This is a genomic window from Alloiococcus sp. CFN-8 (genome assembly GCF_049943125.1).
GTDB lineage: Bacteria > Bacillota > Clostridia > Clostridiales > Clostridiaceae > JAEXZL01.
This window is the reverse complement of sequence record NZ_CP188040.1, coordinates 1,232,443-1,249,361: the sequence shown is the minus strand read 5'-3', so window position 1 is coordinate 1,249,361 and position 16,919 is coordinate 1,232,443. Positions and strand designations below refer to the sequence as shown.

The following is a 16,919-nucleotide window of genomic DNA, read 5'->3' as shown; positions in this document are numbered from 1 at the left end:
TATGGGTTAGCTATGGGTATAGAATCATCCCTGTATTAAATATTCATATTTTAAGCAAAGTGATAGACTCCAAATATTATTGACAAGCCTACTAATAATAACAAATGGGTAGGATAGAACAAATAAAAAACATATTTGTTTAAATCTCGTCCTTTTTCTCCATTATAAAAATTAATAAGGACTGCAGCTAAAAGCCCAGCTAAAGCAAATGGCGCTAAATTTAATGCTGAAATAGTGATTACGGCCAGGACCATTGATAATGTTGCCCTCTTTCTAAGGAAATAAAGAATTAATATGGCAATAATTCCAGAGGAACCGTAATCTGAATAAAAAATATCATCTACTATAAAGGCACTGACTCTTAAGCAAATCATAATTCCTATTAGATAAACGGCTAACATTAGATACTTGTTTCTGCCCTTATGTCTTTGTTCTTTACAAAATCTCTCAACTGTTGAAACAGCACAAAGAACAAGAATACCTATTAATAAAGTGATAAAAACGTTATTGTAATAGCGCTCAAATACAAAATCACTAAATGCTAAATCGAAAGGTATTTCTGATATAAGAGCAAACAAAGCTAATCTGCCTATATACTTTTTTAAGTTTTTGGTATGTAAAAACCCTTGAATCAGCAAGAAGCAATATATTGGGAAGGCGAGACGGCCTACTAATCTCAGTATATCGCTAAAAAGCCACATTCCCTCCTGATGAAGTGACACCCAAACCAATATTTTATCAGTAATTGAAGCGCTGTTTAAAACTGTTTCTGGTAAGTTGTATGAGGCATTAATTAGGTTAGACAAAAATACAGCGGCTAAGTGATCGCAAAACATACTAATTAGAGCAATGATTTTTAAATCAAAACTAGTTAACTTCTTTTTCATCTTTAGCTTCGTCATAAAACATTTCACCTGCAAATTTATTTTTGAAATAATTTTATCACATTATATTGATTGTGTAAAAAAATGAATAAAGAAGTTTAAAAATGTCGAAATTGAACATTATTTATTGCTATTAAAAAGATTTTTATAGGTGTGTAGAAAAAGTTCTTATGGGTGCATATCTATTCACTGAAAGGAGTGATAAATATGGCAGCAAGCAAAATATCAACAGGTAGTGCAATGGTAATAAAGTGTAAGGTGGGTATCGATAAGGAGGGAAAGGATGTTTTTAGAAACCAAAGGTATTCTAATGTAAAGCCTGAAACCTCTGAGGAAACTCTCTATGCTGTGGGACTTAAGCTGGCAGAATTAATTGATGCTATAAGCTATGAACTGTTATCAGAAACAGATTATCAGATCATAGGCTAAGTGAAAGGTAAGTAAAATAAATTATTAGGAGGAATTATCTATGGAAACCAGACATCTTTTAATGACTTTCATAAATGCCGAAGGTAAAAAAGTGAGTTTAAGGGTTAATAATGTAAGAAGTGACATCCAGGCTACTGAGGTTGCAGCTGCAATGGATGAGATAGTAAGTGGTAATCTTTTTATAACCTCTGGCGGAAATATAGCCTCTAAGGAGGCTGCAGAGGTAGTAGTTACCGATACTACTGAGCTAGATGTAAAGTAAATAAGTGTGATTGAGAAGGCGAGGAGCTTATCCTCGTCTTTTTTTATGTAAGAAAATGGAAAAATATTTTTATTCTTGTTTATTCTTTGTCAAATAGTTGCTATAATATTTCTATGAACACCTGTCCCTACGATAGTTAAGGTTAAGGACAGCTTTACCTAGCTAAATATTAATAAATAAGCTTCCTTCAATAGACCTTAAAGGAGATGAATGTAATATGTCTAATGAAATATTCAAGGTGATAAAGGAAAGTATCCATAAGTATAAATATACTTCTTTAGAGTATACGCAATATGAGAATGTGGAAAGCTATGAGGTGCTATCAAATAATAAGGATTTGATTTTGCTTCAGGGCTATAATAAAGAGATGGCAATGGAGGAATACCATTGGGCTGCTAATAAAGTAGAGGCCCTTTTAAAGGAAATAAGTAAGGATGAAGAAAAAGCCATTATCACCTTTATACCCGATGAATGGGTGGAGGAGATGGAGAAGCATGGCTTTAAAACCTATGCCCTTTGGAATGATTATTTCAACAATAACATAGAAGATACTATAAAAAAGGTAGCTTCCTTAGAATGTCCATTAACTCTAGAGGTTTTAAAAGAGGAAAATGCCTCTGAGATTTCAGAGCTCACCATGGAATGTCGTGGACAAACTAGAGGCTTTAACGGCGCTACAGAAAGCTGGGTAAAAGCTTGGCTCAAAAATCAGGATCCATCTTTAAAGGCCTGTAACGGTAAAAATGCTGCAATCCTTGGTTTTAGAAAAGACAAAAGGCTTGTAGGAGTAGTGTGTGCAGCCATATATGACCACAACAGCAACAAAGGCCCTATCCTCTGGATCAGAGAAATAGCCGTAAGCCCTAAGCACCAAGGCCAAAGCATAGGCAAATGCCTCCTCAAGGAAGCCTTCCACTACGGCAGAAGACAAGGTGCCAAAAGAGCCTTCCTCATGGCAGACGAATGCAACACCGCCGCCATCAAGCTCTACACCACCTTCGACTTCATCTGTAACCCAGAAGAAAAGCAAAGGGACATGCACCTATAAGTCTTGTATGGCGAGTCCTTCTTTTGGACGAGCCTATCAATTCATATTTGGACCGCTTTTATTTTTGGTAACGGACCAGTTCCAGAACCAATGCACCTAATACAAACCAAAAGCCTATCAATTCATAAACTGCCCGCTTTTATTTTTGGCAACGTACACCGACAGTTTTATATGGCGAGTCCATCTTTTGGACGAGCCTATCAATTCATTCTGGAGCGCTTTTATTTTTAATAACGTACACCGCTAAGTCTCGCATGGCGAGTCCCTCTTTTGGACGAGCCTATCAATTCATTCTGGAGCTCTTTTATTTTTAGTAACGGACTAGCTTCAGAACCAATACTCATAAAATATACCAAGAGCCTATTAATTCATCCCGGCTCTTTCTTATTTTATCTTTTAAAAACATAGGTACTATAACAAAAAGGATGTCAACCTAGACATCCTTTTAATTAGTAAAATAAAAGATATTTATAATAAGCAGGGAACTCCCTAACCAGTGAATATATATCTCGAAGCTCAAAGTAATCAGCATGGGCAGAATATATTTCTTCAACTCCTACCTTTTTGAAGGCTAATTCTGTTCTGGAGATATGGAAGAACTGGGTTATTATTGTTACAGAATGAAAATCCATCTTATCCATAATTGCTTTAGTGTTTTCTGCTGTCATATATGAATTGTATCCATCGTGATCCAGGATTATATATTCGTCAGAAATTCCCTTGTCCATTAAATAGCTCCTCATTACCTCTGCTTCATCAAAACCTTCTTTTCCTGTGCCTCCACTAACGATGATATAATCAAAATATCCCTTTTCATACAGCTCAATTGCTTTGTCTAGCCTGCTCTTTAATCTATTAGAGGGAGTACCATCGGTTTCTACTTTATTTCCTAATACTACTGCTGCATCTGTAAAGTTGATGTTATCTCTCAGGCCATCATAGGTAATCATTAGTGTGTGAACTATAAACCACACAATAAATACCACAAAAAAAACAATTAGTATCTTAGTAAACCTTCTATAGTGTAAATTTTTTTTCATAATTCATATCCATCCTAAGCTTATTTATTATTTATAAGTACATATAGCTTGCTGTCTTCCACAGTTCCGTATTTTGTCTTTGACCTTATATCCTTATAGAAGGTAAATCCACATTTTTCTATTACTCTTCTTGATTGATTATTATAAGTGTAATGAACGCAGGATAAAAAGTCATAATTTAAATCCTTAAAGGAATATTCAATGACTCTCTTTACTGCTTCTGTCATAAGACCCTGTCCCCAATAATCCTTGTGGAGTACGTAGCCAATATCTCTTCCTACAAGAGTATTGAATTCTTCTCCTAAGGTAGAACGACAGCCTTCAAGGCCGATAGAGCCTATGACCTTATTATTATTCTTTAGCACTAAGGCAAAGGTTTTTCTCTCCCTTATAAATAATTCTAATACACTCAGGCTTTCTTCAATGGATTTATGATGAGTCCATCCAGCTCTCTCGCCTACCCCTTCTATAGAGGAATATGAAAATAAGTCTTCTAAATCTCTTACCTCCCAGGGTCTAAGGATTAGCCTCTCAGTTTCTAATACTACATTGCTTATATCGATAGGTCCATTCATGCTAGCACACCTCTATGTTGTTTTTATAATTATATAGCTTATAAAAATCTACTTATATTTAATTATATCATTGATTGTTGTAGTATATTTACAATTTTGTTAAAATAAGATAGAACAATTTTATATTCTGGAGCGACCTTTAAGGTGAATAAATAACTACTAAGTGAAGTTTGTGGAGGAAAATAATATGACCAATAATAACTCGGATTCCTTGAATGAGGTGGATTTTAACTCCAATATAGAGAATAAGGTAAAGGAAATGATTCCATGGGGGAAAGTCATGAATCGTATTCTTATCGGTACTGCCATTAGTACAGTTACCCTGAATTTCTTGGGGCTTAACTACATTCTTTCTACAATGGGGATTATTATGTCCGTCCTAGGATTTAGAACGCTCCGCAGAGAAAACAGCTGGTTTAAAGCTTGCTGGATTATTTCACTTATTCGATTAGCGTACTTTCTGTCAACGATGATTCTTAATGCGACCATATACCAGAGAACAGTATACGCTTCTTCCATATTTAGTGTTATTACTGTTGTGAACTTAGTGATTATATTTTCACTATTCTTTTGTCTCTGGAGAGGCTTCAAAGCTGTTCAGAAGAAAGCTGGTTTAGTGCCTCATGCCGGTGGTATAGTGGCGCTGATCATCTGGTATGTAATCATTTGCCTGCTGGCATTTTCCAATTTCAACGGCCTTATAATTCCATTGGTTCTTGTTGTATCATATGTACTTATTATTCGTAAACTCTTTAAGCTGTCTAAGGAGCTGGATGAAGCAGGACATGCCGTTGAGACACCTCTAGTGAAAATAGGTGATAGGGTCGTTGTCACTGTGATTTTTACGATTCTTACTATTGGGATGACCTGTGGATATCTGTTCTTTAACAGTTATCCTATGGAATGGCAGGTGGCAGAAGTATCTGAGGATACAGATTTAGTAGAAATCAAAGAACACTTGATTGACCTAGGTTTCTCTAAAGCTATTTTGGAGGATCTGACAGATGAGGACATAAAAGCTTGCGAAGGTGCCCTGCGCGTGGTCGTGAATGTACATGATTATTCAGCAAACGATGGTCGCCAGTTAGAAGAGTGCACGGGTAACACTACTTACCATTATACTGTTTACGATGTTGAAGAACTCCGTATTACCAGTATCGGCGTAGAGCTTCCAGGAGAGCGGGAACAATGGAAAATCTTCCATCACTTTCTGTTTACAGATAACCCTGGGTTTTATGGAACGGAGTCTATACAGCTTTGGCCGGCTTGCCGGGAAAGACAAGGCTGGGGACCTTCAAGTGATATAACTGGACAGGTGCTTTATAACTTGGATGGACAAGTATATTCCGCTCCGTATTTCTCTATGAGTAGCGAGACCTATACTTCCAACAGTATTATGTGGGGAGATCAAAGCTCAACAGATGTATTTGCAACCTTTTCTATGCCCCAAAATGGCGAAAATCATCGTGGTTATGTTTCTTATGCCATGGAAGAAATTCAGGATGGGTGGATCATCAATTCGTGGTTTAACTACACTCATCAAAAGAGCTGGATGCAGTATCCTGTTATGACGGCCATGGAGAAACGTATAACTAATGGATGGAACAATGCCGATGCATTCTTAACGATACAGGATGCTCTGCAGTTTTTTCCCAATGAAGATGAGCTATAACCACTAAACGGAAATAAGTTTTGGAGAAAGCACTTTAAACCAGCATTGATATCACTTAAGAGAACTGTTCATTCAGATATATAGTAATTTTCCTGGAGGAAAAGAAATGGATTATAGAATAAACGAAAAAGTATCAGCTTTGGATTTATCTGATCTACGTCAATCAATTGGTTGGAATAGAATGGAGAGTGAACTAAAGAATCCAAAGCTAAAGGATTTTCTTACAATTGCCTGTTATGAAAGATTTGGCTTTCATACAATGCTTTGTGGGCAGATGGAAACTTACAAGGGCGAATAAGTATTAATAAAAAGAGTACAAGACTTAAAAGTGGGCAGGAGATTGTAAAATGACTAGGTTATATATAGATAATAAGAATGTATATCTACAAGATGATAGGGGGTTTATATTAGATTTAGAAAACCATATAGAAATCCAAAAATATGAGAAAAGGAATAGTTTAACTCTTAATAGTGTAATTAATGAACTTATAATTAAACATGAGCCTATGTTTAAAGCTGTAATTGAAGATATAGAAGATATGGTTAAAGAATATAATATTGATTATTACATATATGGGGATGTCTCAGGAGTAATGGGAGATAGACTAGCTATTATATACTACTTAAATAACAGAAAATCTTGCATGGATGGTATGCTCAAGCTTTTTTTTGGTGGTAAGCAAAGAATTGAATATATGATAAGCTTCTTTGAAGATTCTAGGGATAGAAGAATGGGCTTTGAGTTTTATAAGTATTTTGACTTAAGCCGTTACTTTGCCGTTATACCAATATTAGAGAAGTATTTTAGTATTGAAAACGATGGTGTGAAGGATAGAGACTTAATAGCTGAGTTTATAAGTAATATTACTGAGGATTTAGGTTGTTATAGTAATTAGATATAGATATTTAATTCACTGTAAATACTCAATTCATAAGTATTGAGATATAGCTAGTAAAGAGGTGAAGACCATGATAAAACTACAAACAGACAGGTTAATACTGAGAAATTTCCTAGAGACAGACATAGATGATTTTTACGAATACATGAGCTTAGAAAGCACAGCAAAATATGAAGGCTTTGAACCTTTAAGCTATGAGGAAAGCATATATTTTGTAAACCGAAAAATTCCATTGGACAATGAAATTGCTGTGATATTGAAAGAAAACGGAAAGATGATTGGGGATGTAAATTTCTCAGAGGCAGGAGAAAAAGGAACTTACGAGATAGGTTATGACTTCAATGAGAAGTTCTGGAGCAGGGGATACGCAACTGAAGCCTGTATTGCTATGCTTAATTATATTTTTAATGAAGTAGGCGGAAGAAGAGTATTCGCACAATGCAATGACGATAACTTTGCATCAATTAGACTATTAGAGCGCTTGGGCATGAGAAGAGAAGGCTACTTTATCGAAGATGTTAGTTTAAAAAAGGATAGTAATGGAGACCCCATTTATGTAAATAGCTATCTTTATGCAATCCTTAAAAAAGAGAGGTATTGATAAGTTTTTAAATATATAAGGAGAATAAAATGGCTTTAATACTAGGGATAGCTTGCAGTTATTAACATATTTTCAGGAGGGAAGACTATGATTTTTGAGGATAAAGAAATTACATTAAAGGACGGAAGGCAATGCGCTTTTAGAAGTGCAGGTATGGCTGATGCAGCTGATTTGATAAGGTATTTAAAAATAACATCCTCAGAAACACCATATCTTCTGAGAGAACCTGAAGAAGTAAATATTACTTTAGAGCAGGAAAAAGATTTTATTTATCAAAACATAAAGGCTGAAAAGGAATTATTGTTGGTTGCTATTGTAGATGGAAAGCATGTAGGAAATTGCTCATTAGCATCCTTAGGAAAATTTAAAAGGCTTGCCCATAGATGCAGTATAGGTATTGCTTTATATGAGGAGTACTGCGGATTAGGAATAGGAAGAGCTATGATGGAAACGATTTTAGATATAGCTAAGGAGTGCGGCTATGAACAGGCAGAATTACAGGTGGTTACTACTAATAAACCTGCAATTCACTTATATAAAAGCCTTGGATTTAAGATTTATGGAGAACAGCCACACTTTATGAAGTATAAGGATGGAACCTATGCAGATGAATTTGTAATGATAAAAGGACTTCAGTAGTTTAAATTAAAAAATATTTCTTGAGAGGTAAATATGAAATACAGTAAAGATGTTAAAAAGGTATTGGTTATAGTTATCCCTATCTGTGCTATACTCACTGGATTATTTATTTTTATAAGGACTAATGTAATAGACTTGAAGGATAACTTAAAAGATGGAGATGTGGAAGAGGTATTTATAACTGAGGAGGCAAAAAATAATCAAACACAGCTGCTAGTGTATTTAGGAGAATCATACGAGGATAAAGGTGAGTTTGATAAAGCTATAGAAGCATATAAATATGCTTTGGATAATGAGCCTAAAGCAGCTTGGGTATGGGACCGCTTAAGCTTTTTTTATATTAAAACTGGCAATTTTGATGAGGCTCTTTTTGCAAGAGAAAAGGCAACAGAATTAGATGCAGAAGATGCTAGTGCTTACTTCCATTACGCTCAAATATTACTTCTGTATGATGTTGAAGAGGCTATTTTAGCGACAGACAAGTATTATGATTTATCTATAAAAAGTGGAGAGTCAGGCATAGAGTATAGTGAAAAGGTTAATAAGGCCTATAAGGATTTTCAAGAAAGATATAGAAGCGGCAATTTATACTCTGCATACACAAAGTTATTTAACTCGGAAATTTATATTCAAGATGCTATAAAGGTTGAACTCCTTACTAGACTTATTGAGAGCTCTACTCTTTCCTCGAAAGAGCTTAAAGAGATAGAGGCTATAAAAGCTAACCTTGAAAAATCTATAGCTGAGGGGATATGATGATGAAAAAGACTAGAAGAGCAAAGCCTATATTAATTATTTCAGCAATATTGACTGTAATATTAGTTATTACGGCTGTAGTGATATTAAGAGTAAAGCCTAATGTAGATAAAATAATATCAGGATTATATAGAGCAATAATAGTTTCACCAATGAAATCAGAAACTCACGGTAGTATTACCTATTACTATGAAAATGAGGGGAATTTTAATGAAGGTATGAAGTTTTGGTATGATTCGGTAGTACCTGAAGCTCACAGTATAGGTGAGCAGTATTTTGGTGCTATTGATTCAAAGAAACCGGATATTGTTATTTTTCCTGATGAAAAAACTAAGAAAACTTATCATAATATTAATAATGTAGCCGCTTGGTATTTAGGTGAGGAAAATAGTATATACTTAGATCATGAAACTATTGGAGTAACTACCTTTGTTCATGAGTATATTCATTACATTACCTATGCTTTCTGCCAGGAAAATAATATTTCTTTTGAGGATATTCCTGCATGGTTTATAGAAGGGATTGCTGAATATATTAGCATGATGCCAGGAGGATATGACCCAAATAGCTTTACTTTAGAAGGGTTTGTGGCCTTTGAAGAAATAAATGAACTTACGGAGTTTCAAAATTTAGTAGATAAGGGGCTTAATCCATATATTCAAAGCTATGCTGCTATTCATAAGCTCATTGAGCTTAAAGGACAAGAAGCTATAACTAGGATAATTCTCAGAACAAAGGATGTAGATTTTTATACGGCCTTTGAAGAAGAAGTTGGAATGCCCTTTCAGGAATTTCAGAGCTTGGTTGAGGGTCTTTTATCTTCAAACTGAAGATTTAGGATAATGAATTAGAGTTTTCTAAGAAGTAGTGAGGGACAAGCGATCTCAGCAATAAAGTGCTCCAGATTATCTGAAGCACTTTATTGATTTTGTGATATATATATTTTTACCAAGATGCTGTCCTCTTCTGCATTATCAAAGGATAAGGAAAGATCCACTACGTAGTTACCGTAAACAAAACAATAGTCTTGGGAGGAATTGTTTGTCACTTTATAAACTGATGATAAAGCTAGCTTTTGATTAATAGCTTCGTGGAGCTCTGTAGTATCTTCCCCTAGAAAGGAATTGAAGAAGCTTTCACGTACTTCAGTAAAGGCTGAAGCTTTTATACTTTGCAGAGGAAGCAGCTGAGATAATTTCGCCGCTAAAAGTTTGCTCTGGTACTTATAAAGAGTGGCCTCACAGCTATAGGGAGCGCTTAAGTCCATGGAAGGATTGAAAAGTATAAGCTCCATTCTATGCTCCAGGATGCCTTCTCTATTGATAGTTTGTGTGGTTATGCTTTCCCTTACTGGGGGAGAAGCGTTTAAAGCAGATATGAGCCTTTCGCTGGTTATATCTAATCCCTTTAATCTTCTCAAGCTTTCTATGTCCTCAAATCGTTCTCCTCTAAGTGCCATGGTGTCTTCTGTTTCCTTAGGCTCTATGTTAGGCTTTAGGGAAAGACTTACAGGAATACTCTCTTGATTTATTTCTTTAAGGTCTTCAGTATTGTTCTGAAGAGATAGGAGAACAAAGGGAATAATAAACAGCAAAAGTTTAATGAATTTTCTCATAGTTTTAACCCCACCCATAATAATTAAACCTATTCTATTAAAATTATTTACAGTTTTAATAAGTTTAAACATTTTTTTATGAAGAATAGCTATTCTTCTTATATATTTATATAAATAGTAGTAGGGATTAATGTTCAACAATTTTAAATTTATGATATAATTCTATTAAAAGTTTAATAGTTCTGATTTGTCTGGAAATAATTTCTTTTTAATTTAATTTTTGAACTTTTAACTTTTCGATATTTTCTCTAAGCAGAGATACCATATCACATAAAAGAATTACTTATTACATTAACTATGGAATGGAGGCTTAGCTGTGGACAATACAGTAAAAAAATTATCTAAGACCACAAGGCAGGAAACAGAAAAAAATACAGCAGCTACTACAGCAAAAAAAAGCACTGTGGTTAAAGAGAAAACTGTCAAGAACGAGACAGCAAAGAAAAAGATAATAAAAAAGACAGCAGAGACAAAAGATAAAGCAAAGAAGGGGAATACGGCTAAGGGCAAGGTAGCATCAGCTAAGAACGCCTCTGAAAAAAGAACAGCTAAAGATACAAAAAATGTGAAAGCGCTTGCGCAGGATTTGAAAAAAGAAAAAAATAAAAAATCCGCAGATATTTCTTCCTCAAAGGAGGGATCCAAGGGCGCTATATCTGACTTTGATATATATTTATTCCATCAAGGTCGCAATTATTTAAGCTACAGCTTTATGGGAGCACATTATAAATGTGAGAAGAGGAAATGGGGAGTAAGATTTACTACCTGGGCACCTAGAGCACAGGAGATATACGTAGTAGGAAACTTCAGTAGCTGGAAGAAAAAAGAAGAGTATAAGCTGGAAAAGCTCACAGAGCAGGGACTATGGACTATTTTTATTCCTGGTCTTGAGCCTGGAGAAATTTATAAATATGCAGTCCTTGGAGCAGATAATAAACTTGTAATGAAGGCTGACCCTTATGGTAGAAGGAGTGAGCTGAGACCTAATACTGCTTCTATTGTCGTAGATAACAATAAGTACAAATGGAAAGATAGGAAATGGCTCAACAAAAGACTGAAAACTGATATTTTTAAAAGTCCTCTTAATATTTATGAGCTGCACCTAGGTTCATGGAAAAGAAATGAAGAAGGAGAGCTTCTTACCTATAGAGAGCTGGCAGAAGAGCTTCCAGCCTATGTTAAAGAAATGGGATATACTCATGTGGAGCTTATGCCAGTGATGGAGCATCCCCTTGATGCCTCCTGGGGCTATCAGGTTTTAGGCTACTATGCCCTAACCAGTAGGTTTGGAACTATAGAGGATTTTAAATATCTTGTGGATACCCTTCATAAGGAGGATATAGGAGTTATCCTTGACTGGGTACCTGGTCATTTCTGCAAGGATCTTCCTGGTCTTTATCGCTTTGACGGAAGTCCTACCTATGAATATCAGGACCCTGTTAAATCAGAAAATCACGGTTGGGGAGCTTCCAACTTTGATTTAGGAAGACCAGAGGTTAAGAGCTTTTTAGTTTCAAATGCCCTATATTGGATTAGAGAATTTCATGTGGACGGGCTTAGAGTAGATGCTGTAGCTAATATGCTTTACCTAGACTACGAAGGTCATAAAAACTGGACTCCTAATATATACGGTGGCAATGAAAATTTAGAGGCTATTGAATTTATTAAGGAATTAAATACTGCAATATACAAAGAGTTCCCTCAGACTATCATGATAGCAGAGGAATCTACTACCTATCCAATGGTAACAAGACCTGTAGAGGAGGGTGGCCTCGGCTTTAAGTTTAAATGGAACATGGGATGGATGAATGATATCCTTGAATACATTGAGCTGGATCCGGTGTACAGAAAGTTCCATCACAACCTTTTAACCTTTTCAATGATGTATGCCTACAATGAGAATTTTATTCTTCCAATATCTCATGATGAGGTAGTTCACGGTAAGAAGTCCTTAGTAGATAAGAACTGGGGAGATTATTGGAATAAATTTGCTGGTATGAGAGCAGTAATAGCTTATATGTTTACTCATCCAGGAAAGAAGACTCTCTTTATGGGTAGTGACTTTGCTCAATTTATAGAGTGGAGATTCTATGAGGAGCTGGAGTGGAAGCTCATAAATCAATTTGAAATGCACAAGAAGACACAGCATTTCTTTAAAGCCATCAATGAATTTTATAAAGAAAATAAGGCTCTTTGGGAGCATGATTATGATTATAATGGCTTCCAGTGGATTGATGCAGATAATGCAAATCAAAGCATACTGTTATTTATGAGGAAGACTGAAAACCCAGAGGATACATTAATTGTAATTATTAACTTTACCCCTGTAGTATATTATAACTATAAAGTTGGAGTTCCTTTTGAAGGAAAATATGAGGAAGTATTAAATACTGATGATGAGAGCTTTGGTGGTTCTGGTCAGGTGATGGGAGAAGAGCTTATGGCACAGCCTGAGCCTTGGCATAATCAAAAATATCATGTGAATATAAAAGTTCCCCCAATGGCAGCAGTAATATTAAAGTATACAAAATAAGGAGGAGACCATGAAAAAAATACTATTTGTTGCTTCTGAAGCAGATCCTTTTATAAAAACCGGAGGACTAGGAGATGTAGCCTATGCTCTTCCACAGGAGCTCGCCAAGCTAGGTGAGGATGTTAGGGTGGTTATACCTAAATATAAAAATATATCTAAGAAATATTCTGAAGAGCTTACTTTTTTAAAGAATTTTGGCACCTGGGTTGGCTGGAGAAATCAATATTGCGGTGTTTTTGAAGGAAAGGTAGGTAATGTTACCTATTATCTCATAGATAATGAGTATTACTTCAAAAGAGATGGACTTTATGGCTACTATGATGATGGAGAGCGTTTTGCCTTCTTCAATAGGGCTGTGATGGAAATGATAAAGGAGCTTGACTGGAAGCCGGATGTAATCCACTGCAATGACTGGCAGACAGGAATGATACCTGTTTTATATGAGCTTCAATACAAAAATGATCCCTTTTATTCTGATATAAAAACTGTTTACAGCATTCATAATCTTTTATTCCAGGGAGTCTTTGATCCTAAGATATTAGGAGAGCTCTTTGGCTGGGATGAGCAGCAGTTTAATAACGGCAGTCTAGAATTCTATGGTGGAGTAAGCTTTATGAAGGGTGGAATCAGCTATGCTCATAAGGTAACCACTGTAAGCCCAACCTATGCTGAGGAAATAAAGACTCCTATGTACGGAGAAAAGCTTGATGGCCTTTTAAGAAGTAACAGCTACAAGGTCATGGGAATATTAAATGGTATAGACTATACTTTAAACAACCCAGCTACAGATAAGCTTATCTATAAGAGATATACCGTAGATACTCTCAAGGATAAAAAGATAAATAAAACAAAGCTACAAAAAGATTTAGGACTACCTGTAGATGGGAAGATTCCTGTCCTAGGAATAGTATCAAGACTGACTCCTCAGAAGGGAATGGATCTTTTAGTAAGCATCTTAGACAGAGTTCTTCAGGAGGATGTACAACTGGTTATATTAGGTACTGGTGATTATGGCTATGAGGAGCACTTCAAAAATCTTCAAAGCAGATACCCTAATAAGGTTTCAGCTAATATATGCTTCAGTAATGAGCTGGCTCATAAGATATACGCTGCTTCAGATATATTCCTTATGCCATCACTCTTTGAGCCTTGCGGCTTAGGACAGCTTATTGCCTTAAGATATGGAGCCCTTCCACTGGTTAGAGAAACTGGTGGACTAAAGGATACTATAACACCGTATAATCAGTATACAGGAGAAGGTAATGGCTTTAGCTTTGCTAATTACAATGCTTATGAGCTGGAAACAGTTATAAATATAGCCTTAGATTTTTATAAAAATAAGCGTGCTTGGAATAAGCTTGTTAGAACAGCCATGAAATGCGACTTCAGCTGGAATAGATCTACAGAGCTATATGAAGGTTTATATGATGAATTAATAGACATAACAGAATAGATTTATTAGGTGTAAAGGATATTGAGTTTGCAAAGGAGGAGTATTCTATGCTACAAATTGATAAAAATAGCTTTAAGAAAGACTATAAGAAAAAATTCCTAGAAATGCATGGAACAGATATAGCTTTAGGTTCTGAGCAAAGAAAGTATGAAACTCTAGGGGTTCTTATAAGAGATTACGTAGCAGGTATGTGGCTTGATACCACCAAAAAATATAATATTAATAAGGATAAGCAGGTTTACTATTTTTCCATGGAATTTTTGCTTGGAAGACTTTTGGGAAACACCCTGCTTAACCTGGGGATAAGAGAGGTATGCAAGGAAGCTTTAGCTGAGCTTGATGTAGACTTAGAAAAGCTAGAGGACCTTGAGCAGGATCAGGGCCTAGGAAATGGTGGTCTTGGTAGACTTGCTGCCTGCTTCCTAGACTCTATGGCCTCTCTAGGAATTCCTGGAAATGGCTGTGGAATAAGATACAAATATGGTTTCTTCGAACAGAAGATAATTGATGGCTATCAGGTGGAAACCCCTGATAACTGGCTCCGCAATGGCAATGTGTGGGAAATAAGAAAGAGTGATAAGGGTGAAATAGTTAAATTTGGAGGAGAGATAAAGGTAGAGGATGTAGGAGGAAAGCTTGTATTTAATCATATTAACTATGAGCCAGTACTAGCTGTTCCTTACGATACGCCTGTGGTAGGCTTTGAAAATGATGTGGTTAATACCTTAAGGCTATGGAGTGCAGAGCCTGTAGCCAATGAATTTGACTACTCCTCCTTCTCCAGAGGAGACTTCTTAAAGGCCATAGAATATAAAAATTCCGTTGAAGCCATATCTCAGGTATTATATCCTGATGATAGCTTTTATGAAGGTAAGAAGCTGAGACTTAAGCAGCAGTATTTCTTTGTTTCTGCAGGTGTTCAGAGCATAATAAGGCATTACAAGGCAAATGGAGGAGATATTAAAAAGATTGATGAAAGGATTGCTATCCATATCAATGATACCCATCCTACTCTTGTAATCCCTGAGCTTATGAGGATACTCTTAGATGAAGAGGGACTTTCCTGGCAGGATGCATGGAGAATAACTAAAAACATCTGCGCCTATACCAACCATACAATTCTTGCAGAGGCTTTAGAAAAGTGGCCTGTAGATATGTTTAGGTCACTGCTGCCTAGGATATTTATGATCATAGAGGAGATTAATGAACGGTTCTGTGCTGATCTGTGGAACAAATACACAGGACAATGGGATAAAATCCATCGCATGTCTATAATAGCTGATGACTATGTTAAAATGGCACACTTAGCTATTGTAGGAAGCCACAGTATCAATGGTGTGGCAAAGCTTCATACAGAAATATTAAAGAAGCAGGAAATGTCCGATTTTTATTATTACTATCCTAGAAAGTTTAATAATAAGACTAATGGTATAACTCACAGAAGATGGCTTCTAAAGTCTAATCCAAAGCTTACAGAGCTTTTAAAGGATACTATAGGCCCAAGCTTCATAAAGCACCCTATAGATATGGAGGATTTTGAAGCATTTAAAGATGATAGAGCTGTTCAAGAAAGTCTCTATAAAATAAAGAGAGAAAATAAAGAAAAGCTTGCAGATATTATATATAAAAATCAAGGGATAGAAGTGAATCCAGATTCTATTTTTGATGTTCATGTAAAAAGGTTCCATGCTTATAAGAGACAATCTCTTAATATACTGAGAATTATGAATCTATATAACGAGCTTCTGGAAAATCCTAATAAGGATATAGTCCCAAGAACCTTTATCTTTGCAGGAAAGTCAGCACCAGGTTATTATCTGGCAAAGAAGACCATAGAGCTTATAAATGCTGTAGCAGATAAGGTGAACAATGATCCTTTAGTTAAGGATAAAATTAAGGTAGTATTCATGGAAAACTACAGGGTTTCTCTAGCGGAGAGTATAATTCCTGCCACGGACTTAAGTGAGCAGATATCTACTACAACCAAGGAGGCATCAGGAACCTCTAATATGAAGTTTATGATGAATGGAGCTTTAACCATGGCTACCTTAGATGGTGCCAATGTTGAAATTAGAGATGAGGTAGGAGATGATAATATATTCATCTTCGGACTTACAGAAAGAGAAGTGCTAGATTACTACAAGCATGGTGGCTATAATGCTTGGGAGGTTTGCAATAGCGATCTCCGACTTAAAAAGGTTACTAATGACCTTATAAATGGAAGATATTCTAGCGATAAGGATAAGTTCAGAAGCCTATATGAGCATCTTTTAACCTATAATGATGAATTCTTTGTTCTTAAAGACTTTGATTCTTATTTAAAGGCTCAGGAAAAGGTGGATGTAATATATAAGAATATGCATCAGTGGCAGAAGATGGCTGCTGTGAATATAGCTCATTCTGGAATATTCTCTAGTGATAGAACTATTACAGAATATGCTACAGGCATCTGGGGTTCAGGCTTCTTGTACAAAAATCTGTAGGATATTCTTAAACTAAAGAGGGAGGTACAA

The 16,919-nt window shown here is 35.7% G+C and carries 17 protein-coding genes; 13 read left to right on the top strand and 4 right to left on the bottom strand.

The features are described from left to right. Positions 1-50: 50 nt before the first annotated feature. Positions 51-902 carry a TraX family protein gene (locus tag ACPWSR_RS05470; RefSeq protein ID WP_426350693.1) on the bottom strand — a complete coding sequence of 284 codons (852 nt, stop codon included), beginning with the start codon at positions 900-902 and terminating at the stop codon, positions 51-53. Positions 903-1,091: 189 nt separating this feature from the next. Between ACPWSR_RS05470 and ACPWSR_RS05465 the strand changes: the two genes are divergently transcribed. From ACPWSR_RS05465 to ACPWSR_RS05455, 3 genes are all read left to right on the top strand, one after another. Beyond that, positions 1,092-1,313: a DUF1659 domain-containing protein gene (locus ACPWSR_RS05465; RefSeq protein WP_426350692.1), complete on the top strand. Its 222-nt coding sequence runs from the start codon at positions 1,092-1,094 to the stop codon at positions 1,311-1,313. Positions 1,314-1,353: 40 nt separating this feature from the next. After that, complete coding sequence (locus ACPWSR_RS05460) at positions 1,354-1,575, top strand: DUF2922 domain-containing protein (RefSeq protein ID WP_426350691.1); 222 nt, start codon at positions 1,354-1,356, stop codon at positions 1,573-1,575. Positions 1,576-1,792: 217 nt separating this feature from the next. Next, positions 1,793-2,623 carry a GNAT family N-acetyltransferase gene (locus tag ACPWSR_RS05455; protein WP_426350690.1) on the top strand — a complete coding sequence of 277 codons (831 nt, stop codon included), beginning with the start codon at positions 1,793-1,795 and terminating at the stop codon, positions 2,621-2,623. Positions 2,624-3,072: 449 nt separating this feature from the next. On the opposite strand, the gene ACPWSR_RS05450 is transcribed toward ACPWSR_RS05455, so the two are convergent. Then, a complete protein-coding gene (locus ACPWSR_RS05450) occupies positions 3,073-3,663 on the bottom strand; it encodes a YdcF family protein (protein ID WP_426350689.1) in 591 nt (196 codons plus the stop codon). A gap of 20 nt (positions 3,664-3,683) precedes the next feature. After that, positions 3,684-4,238 carry a GNAT family N-acetyltransferase gene (locus ACPWSR_RS05445; protein ID WP_426350688.1) on the bottom strand — a complete coding sequence of 185 codons (555 nt, stop codon included), beginning with the start codon at positions 4,236-4,238 and terminating at the stop codon, positions 3,684-3,686. 187 nt (positions 4,239-4,425) lie between these two features. Here ACPWSR_RS05445 and ACPWSR_RS05440 point away from each other — a divergent pair, with 187 nt between their 5' ends. The 7 genes from ACPWSR_RS05440 (at position 4,426) to ACPWSR_RS05410 (ending at position 9,635) form a co-directional block, all read left to right on the top strand. Continuing rightward, positions 4,426-5,910, top strand: coding sequence for a hypothetical protein (locus ACPWSR_RS05440; RefSeq protein ID WP_426350687.1), 1,485 nt, complete (start codon positions 4,426-4,428; stop codon positions 5,908-5,910). 106 nt (positions 5,911-6,016) lie between these two features. Then, positions 6,017-6,208, top strand: a complete 192-nt coding sequence (locus ACPWSR_RS05435) for a hypothetical protein (RefSeq protein WP_426350686.1) — start codon at positions 6,017-6,019, stop codon at positions 6,206-6,208. A 49-nt stretch (positions 6,209-6,257) separates the two neighbouring features. Then, on the top strand, positions 6,258-6,806 hold the full coding sequence (locus tag ACPWSR_RS05430; protein ID WP_426350685.1) for a hypothetical protein: 549 nt from the start codon (positions 6,258-6,260) through the stop codon (positions 6,804-6,806). 73 nt (positions 6,807-6,879) lie between these two features. After that, the gene (locus ACPWSR_RS05425; protein WP_426350684.1) at positions 6,880-7,410 is read left to right on the top strand and encodes a GNAT family N-acetyltransferase; all 531 of its coding nucleotides are present in this window, start codon (positions 6,880-6,882) and stop codon (positions 7,408-7,410) included. Between the two features lie 87 nt (positions 7,411-7,497). Then, entirely contained in the window at positions 7,498-8,049 is a 552-nt protein-coding gene (locus tag ACPWSR_RS05420; protein ID WP_426350683.1) for a GNAT family N-acetyltransferase, read from the top strand. Positions 8,050-8,082: 33 nt separating this feature from the next. Beyond that, positions 8,083-8,805: a tetratricopeptide repeat protein gene (locus ACPWSR_RS05415; protein WP_426350682.1), complete on the top strand. Its 723-nt coding sequence runs from the start codon at positions 8,083-8,085 to the stop codon at positions 8,803-8,805. A gap of 2 nt (positions 8,806-8,807) precedes the next feature. Further along, positions 8,808-9,635, top strand: a complete 828-nt coding sequence (locus ACPWSR_RS05410) for a hypothetical protein (protein ID WP_426350681.1) — start codon at positions 8,808-8,810, stop codon at positions 9,633-9,635. Positions 9,636-9,724: 89 nt separating this feature from the next. Here ACPWSR_RS05410 and ACPWSR_RS05405 read toward each other — a convergent pair whose 3' ends face one another. Then, a complete protein-coding gene (locus ACPWSR_RS05405; protein WP_426350680.1) occupies positions 9,725-10,420 on the bottom strand; it encodes a hypothetical protein in 696 nt (231 codons plus the stop codon). Between the two features lie 316 nt (positions 10,421-10,736). On the opposite strand from ACPWSR_RS05405, the gene glgB reads away from it, so the two are divergent. From glgB to ACPWSR_RS05390, 3 genes are read left to right on the top strand one after another with little or no spacing between them, the layout of a single operon-like run. Then, on the top strand, positions 10,737-12,953 hold the full coding sequence (gene glgB / locus ACPWSR_RS05400; protein WP_426350679.1) for a 1,4-alpha-glucan branching protein GlgB: 2,217 nt from the start codon (positions 10,737-10,739) through the stop codon (positions 12,951-12,953). Positions 12,954-12,963: 10 nt separating this feature from the next. Further along, positions 12,964-14,406 carry a glycogen synthase GlgA gene (glgA, locus tag ACPWSR_RS05395; RefSeq protein ID WP_426350678.1) on the top strand — a complete coding sequence of 481 codons (1,443 nt, stop codon included), beginning with the start codon at positions 12,964-12,966 and terminating at the stop codon, positions 14,404-14,406. Positions 14,407-14,453: 47 nt separating this feature from the next. Next, positions 14,454-16,889 (top strand): glycogen/starch/alpha-glucan phosphorylase, encoded by a 2,436-nt coding sequence (locus ACPWSR_RS05390; protein ID WP_426350677.1) that lies wholly within the window; start codon positions 14,454-14,456, stop codon positions 16,887-16,889. The last annotated feature ends 30 nt before the right edge of the window (positions 16,890-16,919 follow it).

Bases quoted from the DNA above. Each gene is read 5' to 3' on its own strand.
- ACPWSR_RS05470 (WP_426350693.1), bottom strand. From the start codon at position 902: ATGACGAAGCTAAAGATGAAAAAGAAGTTAACTAGTTTTGATTTAAAA.
- ACPWSR_RS05465 (WP_426350692.1), top strand. From the start codon at position 1,092: ATGGCAGCAAGCAAAATATCAACAGGTAGTGCAATGGTAATAAAGTGT.
- ACPWSR_RS05460 (WP_426350691.1), top strand. From the start codon at position 1,354: ATGGAAACCAGACATCTTTTAATGACTTTCATAAATGCCGAAGGTAAA.
- ACPWSR_RS05455 (WP_426350690.1), top strand. From the start codon at position 1,793: ATGTCTAATGAAATATTCAAGGTGATAAAGGAAAGTATCCATAAGTAT.
- ACPWSR_RS05450 (WP_426350689.1), bottom strand. From the start codon at position 3,663: ATGAAAAAAAATTTACACTATAGAAGGTTTACTAAGATACTAATTGTT.
- ACPWSR_RS05445 (WP_426350688.1), bottom strand. From the start codon at position 4,238: ATGAATGGACCTATCGATATAAGCAATGTAGTATTAGAAACTGAGAGG.
- ACPWSR_RS05440 (WP_426350687.1), top strand. From the start codon at position 4,426: ATGACCAATAATAACTCGGATTCCTTGAATGAGGTGGATTTTAACTCC.
- ACPWSR_RS05435 (WP_426350686.1), top strand. From the start codon at position 6,017: ATGGATTATAGAATAAACGAAAAAGTATCAGCTTTGGATTTATCTGAT.
- ACPWSR_RS05430 (WP_426350685.1), top strand. From the start codon at position 6,258: ATGACTAGGTTATATATAGATAATAAGAATGTATATCTACAAGATGAT.
- ACPWSR_RS05425 (WP_426350684.1), top strand. From the start codon at position 6,880: ATGATAAAACTACAAACAGACAGGTTAATACTGAGAAATTTCCTAGAG.
- ACPWSR_RS05420 (WP_426350683.1), top strand. From the start codon at position 7,498: ATGATTTTTGAGGATAAAGAAATTACATTAAAGGACGGAAGGCAATGC.
- ACPWSR_RS05415 (WP_426350682.1), top strand. From the start codon at position 8,083: ATGAAATACAGTAAAGATGTTAAAAAGGTATTGGTTATAGTTATCCCT.
- ACPWSR_RS05410 (WP_426350681.1), top strand. From the start codon at position 8,808: ATGAAAAAGACTAGAAGAGCAAAGCCTATATTAATTATTTCAGCAATA.
- ACPWSR_RS05405 (WP_426350680.1), bottom strand. From the start codon at position 10,420: ATGAGAAAATTCATTAAACTTTTGCTGTTTATTATTCCCTTTGTTCTC.
- glgA (WP_426350678.1), top strand. From the start codon at position 12,964: ATGAAAAAAATACTATTTGTTGCTTCTGAAGCAGATCCTTTTATAAAA.
- ACPWSR_RS05390 (WP_426350677.1), top strand. From the start codon at position 14,454: ATGCTACAAATTGATAAAAATAGCTTTAAGAAAGACTATAAGAAAAAA.